The sequence below is a fragment of the Amycolatopsis cihanbeyliensis genome, from assembly GCF_006715045.1.
GTDB classification, from domain to species: Bacteria; Actinomycetota; Actinomycetes; order Mycobacteriales; family Pseudonocardiaceae; genus Amycolatopsis; species Amycolatopsis cihanbeyliensis.
This window is the reverse complement of the sequence record NZ_VFML01000001.1, coordinates 1,203,522-1,216,487: the sequence shown is the minus strand read 5'-3', so window position 1 is coordinate 1,216,487 and position 12,966 is coordinate 1,203,522. Positions and strand designations below refer to the sequence as shown.

At 67.1% G+C, this 12,966-nt stretch carries 10 protein-coding genes; 7 read left to right on the top strand and 3 right to left on the bottom strand.

The features are described from left to right. Positions 1-57 precede the first annotated feature (57 nt). A complete protein-coding gene (locus FB471_RS05150; RefSeq protein WP_246076245.1) occupies positions 58-1,998 on the bottom strand; it encodes a carbamoyltransferase family protein in 1,941 nt (646 codons plus the stop codon). A 428-nt stretch (positions 1,999-2,426) separates the two neighbouring features. Between FB471_RS05150 and hppD the strand changes: the two genes are divergently transcribed. The 4 genes from hppD to FB471_RS05130 all read left to right on the top strand — a co-directional run bounded on the left by hppD (position 2,427) and on the right by FB471_RS05130 (position 7,002). After that, a complete protein-coding gene (gene hppD / locus FB471_RS05145) occupies positions 2,427-3,509 on the top strand; it encodes a 4-hydroxyphenylpyruvate dioxygenase (RefSeq protein WP_141996181.1) in 1,083 nt (360 codons plus the stop codon). An 84-nt stretch (positions 3,510-3,593) separates the two neighbouring features. Beyond that, positions 3,594-4,922, top strand: a complete 1,329-nt coding sequence (locus FB471_RS05140) for an aminotransferase-like domain-containing protein (RefSeq protein ID WP_141996180.1) — start codon at positions 3,594-3,596, stop codon at positions 4,920-4,922. Next, positions 4,919-6,058, top strand: coding sequence for a beta-ketoacyl synthase N-terminal-like domain-containing protein (locus tag FB471_RS05135; RefSeq protein ID WP_141996179.1), 1,140 nt, complete (start codon positions 4,919-4,921; stop codon positions 6,056-6,058). The genes FB471_RS05140 and FB471_RS05135 overlap by 4 nt, the downstream gene beginning before the upstream one ends. Then, positions 6,055-7,002 (top strand): beta-ketoacyl synthase N-terminal-like domain-containing protein, encoded by a 948-nt coding sequence (locus FB471_RS05130; RefSeq protein WP_211357950.1) that lies wholly within the window; start codon positions 6,055-6,057, stop codon positions 7,000-7,002. Before FB471_RS05135 ends, FB471_RS05130 begins: the two co-directional genes overlap by 4 nt. Before the next feature lie 335 nt (positions 7,003-7,337). On the opposite strand, the gene FB471_RS05125 is transcribed toward FB471_RS05130, so the two are convergent. Next, a complete protein-coding gene (locus FB471_RS05125) occupies positions 7,338-9,314 on the bottom strand; it encodes an ArnT family glycosyltransferase (protein WP_141996178.1) in 1,977 nt (658 codons plus the stop codon). 591 nt (positions 9,315-9,905) lie between these two features. Here FB471_RS05125 and FB471_RS05120 point away from each other — a divergent pair. The 3 genes from FB471_RS05120 (at position 9,906) to FB471_RS05110 (ending at position 11,621) form a co-directional block, all read left to right on the top strand. Continuing rightward, complete coding sequence (locus FB471_RS05120; protein WP_211357949.1) at positions 9,906-10,499, top strand: hypothetical protein; 594 nt, start codon at positions 9,906-9,908, stop codon at positions 10,497-10,499. Positions 10,500-10,735: 236 nt separating this feature from the next. Then, positions 10,736-11,140, top strand: a complete 405-nt coding sequence (locus FB471_RS05115) for a 3-hydroxyacyl-ACP dehydratase FabZ family protein (RefSeq protein ID WP_141996177.1) — start codon at positions 10,736-10,738, stop codon at positions 11,138-11,140. Next, positions 11,124-11,621, top strand: coding sequence for a 3-hydroxyacyl-ACP dehydratase FabZ family protein (locus tag FB471_RS05110; RefSeq protein WP_141996176.1), 498 nt, complete (start codon positions 11,124-11,126; stop codon positions 11,619-11,621). Before FB471_RS05115 ends, FB471_RS05110 begins: the two co-directional genes overlap by 17 nt. Before the next feature lie 149 nt (positions 11,622-11,770). Here the strand turns inward: FB471_RS05110 and FB471_RS05105 are convergent, their stop codons facing one another. Next, the gene (locus FB471_RS05105) at positions 11,771-12,850 is read right to left on the bottom strand and encodes a cytochrome P450 (RefSeq protein WP_211357948.1); all 1,080 of its coding nucleotides are present in this window, start codon (positions 12,848-12,850) and stop codon (positions 11,771-11,773) included. Positions 12,851-12,966: the final 116 nt, after the last annotated feature.

Below are 12,966 nucleotides of genomic sequence, written 5' to 3'. Positions count from 1 at the left end.
GGAGTCTTGTATCATGCCAGCCCAGTCTCCAGTCTGGAAAGCGATCAGCGACCAGGTTTACTCCAGCGCGGAACTCAGGCCGAGGAACCTCGCCTGCCACAGGTCGCCGAGCTCCCTTCGCAGGTCCCCGGTCAGCTCGACACCCGCTTCGCGCGCGAGCGAGCTCAGCGTGCTCGAGCCGTCGACGCCTTCCAGCACCGAGAACAGTTCCTTCGACACCGTGGCTCGGGGGCCGTTGTAGTAGTCGAGCGAGATCTCGTGGACCACCTCACGTTCCCCGGAGGAGGTCACCCGTACATTCTTGGCAAGCTTGGCGACCGGGCGGAAGGTGATCCGGAAGTCGTCGAACGCCAGCTCGCCGCCCGCTCGGCGGCGCACCACGAAGTCGTCGATCACCAGCAGGTCGAGATCGGTGGTGAGGAAACAGGTCAGCACGTCCTCGACGGTCTGCACGATGGGTTCGGCGTTGTTGTTGAAGGAGGTGTTCAGCAGCACCGGTGTGCCGGTGAGCTCGCCGAAACGGCGGACGAGGCCGTGGTACCGCTCGTTCACCTCGGGGTGGATCACCTGCAACCGCGCCGATCCGTCCACATGTGTGATCGCGCCGAGCAGCTCGCGATGCTCGGGCCGCACCGAAACGACGTAGGACATGAAGTCGTAGTTCGCCTTGGTAGGCGGCAGCTCGAAGTACCTTTCCGCGGCCTCGGCGGTGACCACCGGCGCGAACGGCCGGTAACCCTCGCGCTTCTTCACCATGGCGTTGATTTTGTGCCGGTTCTCGCTCGGACGCGCGTCGGCGATGATACTGCGGTTGCCCAGCGCCCGCGGGCCGAACTCGGACCGGCCCTGTGCCCAGCCGATGACCGAGCCTTCCGCGAGCAGGTCCGCCGCACGGTCGACGATGTTGGTGGGCCGCTCGACCTCGAGCATCGCGCTCCACGCCTTCAACGTCCGCTCGATATCGTCCGAGTGGCCCAGCGAGGGGCCGAGGCTGGCGGAACGCAGCCGGGGTCGCCCGAAGGGGTTGCCGCCGAGGTCCACCGCCGCGGCAAGGGCGCCACCTTCGGCGGCGCCCGCGTCGTGCGAGGCCGGGTGGATGAACACCTCGTCGAAAAGGCCGGACTCGATGATCCTGCCGTTCAACGTGCTGTTGTGCGCGACGCCACCGGTGAAGCAGAGCTTGTTGAGCCCGGTGGCCTTGGACCAGTGCCGCAGAATGTGCAGCACGATGGTCTCCAGCGTCTCCTGGAGCCCGGCCGCGAAGTCCATGTGTTCCTGGGTGAACTCTTCCCCCTTGCGTCGGGGACGGAATCCGTTCAGGAAGAACGTGGTCGGCGCTGCCGGGTTGATCTCGTAGTCGCCGCCTTCCTCGGTGAGGTACAGGCGGTCGAAGATGTCCCGGTACTTGTTCGGGTCACCGTACGGCGCGAGACCCATCACCTTGTACTCGTCACCGAACCGGTAGCCCGCCAACTGGATGGCCGCCTCGTAGAAACCGCCGAGTGACTTGTACAGCGGGTAGGTCTTCAGCGGCCGGAGACCGCTGTGGCCGGCCCGGAAGATGGTTCCGGAGATGTCCTCGCCGCGGCCGTCGAGCACGACGACCAGCGCGTCCGCCATGCCGGAACGCGCGTACGACGACAGCGCGTGCGCGCGGTGGTGGTCCGTGAACCTGAGGCGATCGTCACTGAGCTCCCAGTCGAGCCCGCCACGCAGCATGTCCTTGACTATCTCGCGAGCCCGGCGCACGGGGATCTTCGGGTTCTGCAGCTGCCAGGTGTTCAGCATGGTGTCGGCGAACGTTTCCTCGAAGTAATACCCCACCGCGTCGACGTCGTCCGGTGTGGCGTTCGCGATATCCAAGCACGCCCGGATCGCGTTGATCGGGAACTTGGTTGTTTTCTTGATCCGATTTAGGCGTTCCTCCTCGACGGCAGCGACAAGAACGCCGTCGCGGACGATGCAAGCCGTCGCATCGTGAAAGTAGTAGTCCGGCATTCCGGGAAACAAATCAGCATCCGCGGTGCCGTAGTTCCCGCTAATTCCAAGTGTCAGCATGCCGACATCGTCCAATCAGCTCAGCGGAGGCGAGAGCGTCGTCCTCGTCGTGTCATCAACACCAGCGGTCACCACTGCGTTGATCACCTCGGTCACCGTGCTCGCACCAGGCGAGGGCAACCACCGTCGAGTCAAATAGAGCGGCATTCCGGATGACAAGTTGGTATTAGACTTCTTGAACCGCCCGGGGCTGCTCGAGCCGTTCGAGTGGAGGCCACCCGAATGATATCCGCCGTGGATCGTTCGACTTCGGTACGGGCACCGGATCGAACTTGCTGATCCAGGGGTGCGGTGCCGACGTCGCCGAGGTTACCTTGCGCACGTTGGCTGAGCTACTCGCATGAATCCCCGGTTAGGAAGTGAATAACATGAGCAAGGAACCGAGTGGAGTTCTTGATGACCTGGTGCTCGACCACGTCGTGTTCCACGTCGGGGACGCCGATTCCAGGTCGGCGGAGTTCATGCGTGACTACGGGCTCGACGTGTGCGCGCGTTCCGGTGACCGGCAGGGTGGCTCCGGGGTGTACTCGGTCGCGGTCGGCAAGCGAGACATCTCGATGGTGTTCACCGAGCCGATGACCGACGATCACCCGGCCACCGCCTACGTCCAGGCGCACGGCGACGGTGTCGCGGATATCGCGATGGTCACCTCCGACGCGCGGGCCGCCTACGCGGAGGCGCTGCGCCGGGGCGCCCGCTCGATGGCCGAGCCTGCCGAGATCGACGGCGTGGTGACCGCGTCGATCATGGGGTTCGGCGACGTGGTGCACACCTTCGTGCAGCGGCCCGAGAACTCGGACCCGCTCGTCCCGCCGGGGTTCACGCCGGTGAGCCGCGAGGCGGAGGTGGATACGGGGGTCGCCGTGCTCGACCACTTCGCGGTCTGCCTCGAGGGTGGGCAACTCGACCCCACCGTGGAGTTCTACGAGAACGTACTCGGCTTCCCCGCGATCTTCGAGGAGAAGATCGTGGTGGGCGCGCAGGCGATGAACTCCAAGGTGGTGCAGAGCCCGTCCGGTACGGTCACGCTGACGCTGATCGAGCCGGATCTCACCCGCGATCCGGGCCAGATCGACGAGTTCCTGAAGAACCACGGTGGCGCCGGCGTCCAGCACATCGCGCTCACCACGGAGTCGATCGTCGAGTCGGTCGACATGATGACGGCGCGCGGGGTGGAGTTCCTGAACACCCCGGGTGCCTACTACGACAAGCTGGGCGAGCGGATCGAGCTGGACCGGCACTCCATCCCGAGCCTGCGCGAGCTCGGCATCCTGGTGGACGAGGATCACGACGGCCAGCTCTTCCAGATCTTCGCCAGGTCGACGCATCCGAGGGGGACGTTCTTCATGGAGGTCATCGAGCGCGCGGGTGCCCGCACGTTCGGCAGCGGCAACATCAAGGCGCTCTACGAGGCCGTCGAGGCCGAGCGGCTCGGCACGCCGGGATCCTGACCGTCGCCGCCGGCGGGTAGGACCCGGTCGCGTTCCGGTGGTGCGGCAACCCGGTGCCAGTGCGCGGTGAGGAGGAAGGGCTCTATGGACGAACAAGGCACGAGGTTGTCGGCGGCCGAGCTGCACGGTTCGCTGAGCGACCCGGCGCTGACCTCGATGAATTTCTTGAACGAGGTGGCCAACCACTATCCGGACGCGGTGTCGTTCGCTCCGGGACGGCCCTTCGAGGAGTTTTTCGACCTCGACGACCTGCACAGCTACCTGCGTACCTACTGCCGTTACCTGGCCGAGGAACGGGGGCTTACCCCCGAGCAGGTCCGTAGATCGCTGTTCCAGTACGGCCGCACCAAGGGCGTGGCGCACGAGGTGATCGCGCGCAACCTCGCCGTCGACGAGGGAATCGTCGTCGATCCGGAGTCCGTCGTGGTGACCGTCGGCTGCCAGGAGGCGATGTTCCTTGTGATGCGCGCGCTGCGCGCGGGCCCGGACGATGTGCTGCTCTCGGTCTCTCCCGCGTACGTCGGGGTGACCGGAGCCGCGCGGCTGCTGGACATGCCGGTCCTCCCGGTGCGGGACGGCCCCGCCGGCATCGACCTCGACGACCTGGTCACCCAGGCCCGGCAGGCCCGTGCTTCCGGGCGCAGACCGAGGGCGCTGTACGTCATGCCCGACTTCGCCAACCCTTCCGGCATCAGCATGGACCTGGAGACCCGGCACCGCCTGCTGCGTGTGGCCGGGGAGGAAGGCCTGCTGGTACTCGAGGACAACCCGTACGGGCTGTTCCACATCGACGGCGAGCGGCTGCCGACGCTCAAGGCGCTGGACGACAGCGACCGGGTGGTCTACCTCGGTTCGTACGCCAAGACGGCCTTCCCCGGAGCCAGGATCGGCTATGCCGTCGCCGACCAGCGGGTGCTGCGCGAGGAGGGCCAGACGAGCCTGTTCGCCGACGAGCTGGCCAAGCTCAAGAGCATGCTCACGGTGAACACCGCCCCGATCGCGCAGGCCATGGTGGCCGGAATGCTGCTGGAGAACGGCTGCAGCATGGTGAAGGGCAACCTGCGCGAGATCGACATCTACGCGCGGAACATGCGGCACGTGCTGACCGGCCTTACCCGGCGATTCCCCCGGGACGAGGGCAACGGGGTGAGCTGGAACGTGCCGAACGGAGGTTTCTTCGTCGTGGTCACCGTGCCGTTCACGGTCGACGACGAGCTGCTGGAGTACTCGGCCCAGCGGCACGGGGTGCTGTGGACACCGATGCACCACTTCTACGACGGCGGCGCGCCGCTTCGGCAGCTCCGCCTTTCGGTCAGCCTGCTCAGTCCCGAGCAGATCGAGTCCGGCCTCGACCGGCTAGCGGCCATGATCGCGGATCGGGTGAGTCGGCAGGACGAGGAGAGCGAAGCGTGACAACCAGATGGCCGATCGTCGGTACGGGCGCGCTGTCCAGCGTCGGCCGCACCGGCGAGGAGATGTTCGAGAACCTCTGCGCCGGCCGTAGCGGTCAGGCGGAAATGCGTTCCTTCAACCGGCAGTGGTACACCGCCACCGACCTGTACGAGGTCGACGACCGGGCGGAAAGGGCGGACCGTCCCGGCAGGGCCACCGGCTTTCTCATCGACGCCATCGCCGAGGCGCTGGCGTCGGCTGGCATGTCCGAGGACCTCGGCGACGTTCCGGTGCTGATCGGTACCGGCTTGCGCGAACTGCGGTCGGTCGAGTTGTGGCGCAGGGACGGCGCCGAGGTCGCCCCGGGAGACCTGCATTTCGGTACGGCACTCCGCCGCCGGTTCGGCGCGGTGAACAGCCAGACCTTCTCCAACGCGTGCTCGGCATCGCTGTACGCGCTGTCGCTCGGGACGGACATCCTCGCCGCGGGCGAGGCGGACACGGTGGTCGTCGCGGGTACGGACGCGATCACCGAAAGCATGTTCGGTATCTCCGACCGGCTTCAGATGGTTCCCCCGGATGCCGTCCGGCCGTTCGATGTCGACCGGCGCGGCACCATCCTCGGTGAGGGCGCGGCCGCCGTCGTGCTGCGTCGTGAGCCGCTCGCGGACGACCGGGTACATGGCTGGGTTCGCGGTGTCGCGGTCAACTGCGACGCGGGCCATCCGACGGCGCCGGACCCGCATCGGATCGCCGCGGCCATGCAGGAGGTACACCGGCGGGCCGGCGTCGTGCCCGCCGACATCGATCTCGTCATGCTGCACGGCACCGGAACGCTGGCGAACGACGTCGGCGAGGCGGAGGCCATGCATGAGGTGTACGGGACAGCGGGCAAGGTGCCGGCCATGACCAGCGTGAAGTCCATGACCGGCCATACTTCCGGGGCTTCGGGCGTGCACAGCCTTGTCACCGCGCTGCACAGTATGCGGACCGGCCGGATCCCCCCGACGATCTCGCTGGACAGGCCGATCGACGAGGTGTCCGACTTCCGCATCGTACGCGGCGGGATGGCCACCGAACCGATCACGCTGACGCAGATCAACGCCTTCGGTTTCGGGGGTCTCAACGCGGTCGCGATTGTGGAGGACAACACGTGAGCACGGAGATCGTCGTCACGGGGATGGGCGTGGCCGTACCGGGTGCCACGTCCGGCAAGGGGGTGCTCGAGCCCGCGGCCGCCGAACCGGTGAACCCGGCCGAGCGGATCGGGAAGAAGGGCTTGCGGCACAAGCATCGCTCGACACAGCTCGGGCTGGTGGCCGCCTACGAGGCGCTGCGCGAGAGCGGGTTGCTGGTCGAGGCCGACGATCCCAAGTCACCCGTGACGCGGCCGGAGGAGGTCGGCGTGGTCGCCGCCTCGAACTACGGCAACCTCGATTCGGTGAGCAATGCCGTGGACACCATCGCCGAGGAGGGGAGCACGCGGCTGCTCAGCCCGGTCGGAACCCCCGACCTCTCCAGCAACGTGATCGCGTCCGAGGTGGCGATCCGGTACGCCCTGCGCGGCCCGAACCTGAGCGTCTGCAATGGAGCGACCTCCGGCCTGGACACCCTGCGGTGGGCCGCGACCTGGCTCGGTGCCGGCAGGGCACGGCAGGTGGTCGTGCTGGCCGTCGAACCGGACAACGAGGTGGTACGCGGTTTCCTCGGCGGGCGGAACATCGTCGATGGTGCGATCGCGCTGGTTGTCGAGACCGCGGGAGCCGCGGCCCAGCGGTCCGCCGTGGCGCAGGCCGGGTTCGGCGGGTACCGCCGTAGCGGCGACATCGAGGGTGTCGTCCGCGGGCTGCGGGTCGAAGCGGAGGCACTGGCCGGCTGGTACGGCCCGGAGGGCCGTGCCGACGCGGCCGCGCTGGCGAAAGCGACCCGGTTCGAGCTTTCCGAGTCCTGGGGCGTGTGCTCCAGCGTGCTCGGCCTGCTGCAGTGCGCCGGAGCCGTCGCCAGGTTCCGGGCCGGTACCTCCGAGCCGGTGCTGGCCGTGGCGGGCGGTGCCGGCGACGACGCCTCGGCCGGCGTGCTGATGTCGCCGGCCGCGTCCTGACCAGCCGAACCCCGCACAACACTCGCCCCTCGGCCGGCTCACCCCGAGCCTGATCTCTGAAACCAATTGCCGCAGCGGGCACAGTTCGCCCCGCGGGCGGTGACGCGTCGGTGATCCGGCGGCGGGTTCGCGGAGAGAGTCCTGGCCACAGTGGCGCGCTACGGCGACCTTCGAGCTTGCGGCCGCCGCGTACGTGCGGCTCATCGCACGGCCAGAACGAGACCGCCCCCGGCCTCGTTCTGGCGAGACCGGGTCCCGGACCCGGCTCAGTGAGCGGGACCTCACCGGCGTGGAACGGCCGGTACTGTGGAAACCGCGGCGGCAGCGGCGCTGTTCTAGCCGCGCGCGCAGTCGAAGAGCACCGGCCCGCCGAACAGCTTCGCGGTGGGGCTGGTTGGTGCGCCGTCCAGGTAGCTCGCCGGGTCCACTGTCTCGCAGTGCTCCTGCACCCACGCCGTTCGGGCCGCGATGGGATGGGATGTCCCGACCTGCTCGGGCATCCGCAGCAGCACCTGGTTGCTCAGCACGAACCGCAACCGTCCCGAGCTCACCCAGCCAGCCAGCTCCGTCACGGAGGGCGCCGGATCACCGCCGAGGAAACCACCCATCCCGGACACCGGGCGTTCGCTGTTCATGATGTACGGCGCGGACTGGGAGATACCTCCCTCGACGGCCAGTACGATGTCCTGGCCCTCCGCGTTCGCCGTGACGTGCTCGAGCACGGCACGCTGATCGGAGTGGAGCACTCGCTCGCGATTCTCCTCGGCGATCTGCATGTCGACCTGCTGCATCGGATCACCGGGTGCCGGGACCGGTCCCGCGAGCGGGTTCTCCGCCGCGTCCGGCGCCACCTCGCCGAACGCCGTGCCCGTGGCCCATACGGCCGGCGTCAGCAGGACTGCCGCGAGTCCCGCCGCGGCGGCGGACCGGGCGGTGACGGTGGAATGACGTTTCGCCAGCAGGGTGACGGCGAGGACGCCGACCGCGATCACGACCGTGACGACGGCCGCCCAGCGCACCCAACCGTGCCAGGCCGGCTGGCGAGTGGCCACGACGAAGGCCCACGCCCCGGTGGCCGCGATGCCGGCGGGCAGCAGCCAGCCGCCACCGCTTCGAGCCCGGTACCACCGCGAGAACACGGCGAGGCCCGTGGCGGACACCGCCGCGACGGCGGGGGCCGCCATCGTCGCGTAGTAGGGGTGGATCAGTCCCTCGGCAAAGCTGAACGCGGCCGCGGTCGACAGCAGCCAGCCACCCCACATGGCCCACCCGGAAATCCATAATGGACTGATGTGCCTTCCGGCGAGCAGGTTTCGCCCGCCGCGCACCGCCGCCACGACGAGTACCAGCGCGCACAGCGGCAGGAACCAGCTGATCTGACCCGCGAAGTGCTCGTTGAACAGGCGGCCCCAGCCCGGGTCCCCGGAGAACGTCATGCCTGCCTGGGCGAGAGAGTCATCGCCCTCATCACCGATCAGCCGGGACAGCCCGCTGTAACCGAACACGAGATCCCACGCCGAACCGTCGGTGCTGCCGCCGACGTAGGGCTTGCGTCCCGGCCAGAGGTCGACCAGCGCCACCCACCACAACGAGGAGGCGAGCAGCACCGCCGCGGCGCCGCCGAGCTGGGCCACGCGCCGTCGCCAGGACGTACGGGAGCCGATGAGGTAAGCCACCACGAACGCGGGCACCACCACCCATGCCTGGAGCATCTTCGTGGCGAACCCGCAACCGAGCAGCCCGGCGCCGAGCAGCAACCAGCCGGTGGAGTCCCGCAGTAGCGCGCGGGTGAGCGCGTACGCCGCCGCGACGCAGAACAGGATGAGCAGGGTGTCCGGCAGGTTGACCCTGTTGATCGCGACGGCGACCGGCGTGACGGCGAGGATCAGTGACGCCAGCAGCGCGGGCTTCTCCCCGGCCCACAGCCGCACGGTGCGATGCAGCAGGAAGACGGTCAGCACCCCGCCGAGCGCCTGCGGTAACAGCAGGGCCCAGCCATGGTAGCCGAAGATCGACACGAGGATCGCCTGTGGCCACAGCGCAAGGGGTGGCTTGTCTATCGTGACGGTGTTGGAAAGGTCCATCGAACCGAACAGGAATGCCTGCCAGTCCTGGGACATCGCGAGCACCGCGGAGGCGAGGTAAGGGCGCCCGTAGCCAAGCGAGGACAGGGCCCACAGGTAGAGCACGCCGGCCAGCACGCAGATCGCCCCGAGCGCGAGAACGTGCCAGCGTGGCCTCGTGCCTCGCTCGTGGGCCGTGGCCGCCGGCGTGGCGAGGCCCGCCTCCACGGGTTTCTTCACGGATGTCATCGCGGATCTCCCAGCTGGTGTGCGGGCGGTGAAATCAGCGCGGCGGCCCGGTGGCCTGTTCGGCCACCGGGCGGTGCCCACCCACGGGACGACGTCATTTCCTTGCGGACCCCCTGGCGCTCGCTCCTGAACGTACGACGCCGATTGTCACGTTCGCGGGCAGCGCCTCCGCTCGGGTGGGAGGGAGATGAGTGAGCGCTTCATTCCGCTTGCCTCGGGCCGGTCACGTACAGGCAGGGAACAGGCTCCTGTATTCTTGACTTATTGTCAAGGTCCGCGTGGTTAGAAAATGTTAATAGCGATGCCATTTTGTCATTGGTTTGGCTGATAGTTGGACTCGAACCGGATTACCAAGGAGATCGTGCGTTGACTCGTCAAGCGCCAGGGGGCGTCTCGCCCATCTTCTCAGCCTGCTTGACCGGCGGATTGCAACGCAAACTGAAGGACGTCCTGGTAACTGACGGTGCTCGTCTCACTCCCAGGGGGGAGACGAACTCACTCCGGCGATTGTTTCCCCATGTGACCGGCCCGGAGGAGCCTGAACAGGTCGCCTTCGACGGTGATCGGTAATGCCCACGTAAAGGAGTAGTTGTGAAAACCAGGCATAGCACTGACGGCGGCGCCGTCATGACGACCCGCGCGCCGCGTTGGGCGGTTTGGGCCGCATATGCGGTGCCGTTGTGCCTGCTGCCATCGTCGATATGGCGAGCCCAGTTGGTCATCGAGAAGGGGCTGGAAGAAGGCTGGTACCTGCTGGCCCTCAGCCTCCTGGAGATGGGCCTCGGGTTGCTTACCCTCGGGTTGGTCCATTCCTGGGGTGAAGTGGTGCCGAGGTGGGTGCCCGCGCTGGGTGGGCGCAGGATCCCGATCGGCGCGGCCGTCGTTCCCGCCGCGTGCGGGACGCTCGCCGTCACCGTGCTCACCGCGGTGATGCTGTTCAACAGGCTGTTCAACCTGTTGGGCGGGAAGCCGGAGACGGTCGAGGAGGCTCGCGCCCTCAGTGTGGTCGAGGTCCCCGCGAACGCGGAGCTCGGTGGTGTCGAGCCGTGGATCGCCTGGCTCTACGCCCCGTCCCTGGCCTGGGGGCCGTTGCTGGGACTCGTCACGTTCGCATACTACCGTCGCCGTACAAACGCAAATGTTTCAGCATCGGTTAAACCCGAACCTGAACTGACGCGAGATTAATCTCGCCGCGGCGGATCTGGTCACTTTTAGCTTGGTGAACCGGTCTCGACCCGTGTCTGCTAGTACGGTAAAAATGAATATTGGTTGGTCAAGCGGAGTGCAGGGGATGTGAGGTTTGGTATGGTATTTATTTCTGGCGAGAAATCGGACGACAATGATCCGCCGGCGGTGGCCGGCGATACCGGGGGAGAGATGTGCTCGGTGCGTGAGCTGGTTCAGAGCAAGCTGGAGACCCGGTGAGTGGCGGCGTGAGCCCCGTGGCCGCGGAGGTGCGAGCCGGGCCGGTGGCCACGGGCGAGGGTGAGTGGACCGCGGAAGCGACGATCACGATCAGTGACGACGAGCCGGTGTTCGCGGGTCACTACTCGCATTTTCCGATCTTTCCGGGTATCTGCGTCCTCGAGTGCGTGCACCGCGCGGCGCTGGACGCGGCTCCGGTTCCGGGACTGGTGTTGAGCGGGGTGAAGTCGGCTCGCTTCACCGGCGCGGTCTATCCGGGCGACGTGCTCACCGTGCAACTGCGCTGGGAAGGTTCTGGCGGCGACTGGCTGTGTACTGCCCGCGCCCGGACGCGCCGCGACGAGGCGGCCACGGTACGGGTGCGCTACCGGGAGGTGACGAGGGATGCTGACCACGGCTGAGCTGAGGACGCTACTGCCACGCCGTTACCCGATCTTGCTCCTGGACAGGGTGTCGGAGGTGGTGCCGGGTGAGTGGCTCAGTGCCGTCAAGGCGATCACCTGTAACGAGCCGTGGTATGCCGAGATCGGCGAGTCGGCCGTGCAGGAGGACTTCGCCTACCCGGAGACGCTGCTGCTCGAGTCCTGGGGCCAGTCCGCCGCCATCATGGCCAACCTGAGCGCGTCGGGTTCGCGCGGGTGGCTGGATGAGTACGTCATGCTGTTCGGCGGGATGTCCGACGTGCAGGTCTGCCGGCGGGCGTATCCGGGCGATGTCGTCGAACACCACGTGCGGGTGCTCAGGGCGCTCAGCGACGCCACGATCTTCGAGGGGTCGAGCAGCATCGATGGCGAGCCGGTGCTGACAGTGTCCAGTATGGTCATGGCCTTCCGGCCGGCCGCGGAACTGCGACCAACCGAATCGGCTGCCGTTTCGTCCTGAGCGTCCTTCTCGACCCTCTCAACGCCTCGGCGTCGCCGCACGCGTTGTCGCTCACGACGCACGTGCCGGCGGCGGGCGGGGCGGTGTTGTCATGTTCGCCTGTCACCTGTGTTGCCGGTTGACACTGTGGCTGCGCTCCCGGCCGTGGCTCACAGGAGCACCGGCAGCGAGTTCAGCTGGCGGAGCAACAGGCTCGGCCGGTACCGCAACTCGGAAGGGTCGACGGCGGGCCGGATGTCGGGGAAGCGCTCGAAAATCCGGCGCAGGGCGATCTCGGCCAGCGCCCTCGCCATATGGCTGCCGACGCAGAAGTGAACGCCGTGACCGAAACCGAGGTGCTGACGTGGCCGCGGCTTGGTGATGTCCAGCTCGTCAGGCCGGTCCGGGAACTGCGTGGGATCCTGGTTCGCGGATCCGAGCGAGATAACGACGATCTCGTCGGCGGGAATGTGTACCCCGTTGATCTCGATGGGCTCCAGCGTGATGCGTTGGAGCGCGTTGAAAACAGGGTTGACATACCTGATCAGTTCGTCGATCGCGTCCGGGATCAGGTCGAGATCCTCTGCCAGCCGCTTCGACTGCTCGGGATGGGTGAGCAGCGCGAGCAGGCAACTCGTCACCATCGCCGACGTGGTGTCGGTACCTCCGGTCATCATGGCGAACACGGTCGACAGGATTTCCTTGGGTTCCAACCGTTTGTCCTCGTCGGCGTGCACCATGGCCGAGATGAGGTCGTCCTCCGGCTCACGCTCACGCTTGGCGATCAGGTCGGACACGTAGACCGATGCGTCGTTGATATCCTTCTCGCGCTTCCCGGTCGGATCAGCGGCATCGGTGTTCTGCAGCGTCTTCGCCCAGCTGGAGAATTTCGGCCAGTCCGCGGACGGCACGCCCATCAACTGGGCGAGGCTGATGACCGGCAGTGGATCCGCGAGGGCGGTCTGGATGTCGGGATGCTCTTGCCGGGAAAGGTCGTCGAGAAGGTCGTCGATAATTTTCTGGAACGTCGGACGAAGCTTTTCTATCCGTTTGGGAGTGAAGGCGAATGTCAGTGCCTTGCGCAGGGCGGTGTGCCGAGGCGGGTCGGAGTTGGCGAGCTGGTTGCTGATCAGCGCCGGGGGGACAAGGTCCCGGCCGATCTGCTTCCCGAGCGAACGGTAGAGCTTGCCGATGTCGCGGCCGAGCTGCGGCATCGCCAGCGCCTCACGGACGTCGTCGTACCGGGTCACCACCCATACCCGGACGCCGTCCGGTGTCTCGACCCTGCTCACCGGCTGTTCGGTACGCACCTTGGCCAGGATCGGGTACGGGTTGTTCGTGTACTCAGGACTGAACATCCAGTACT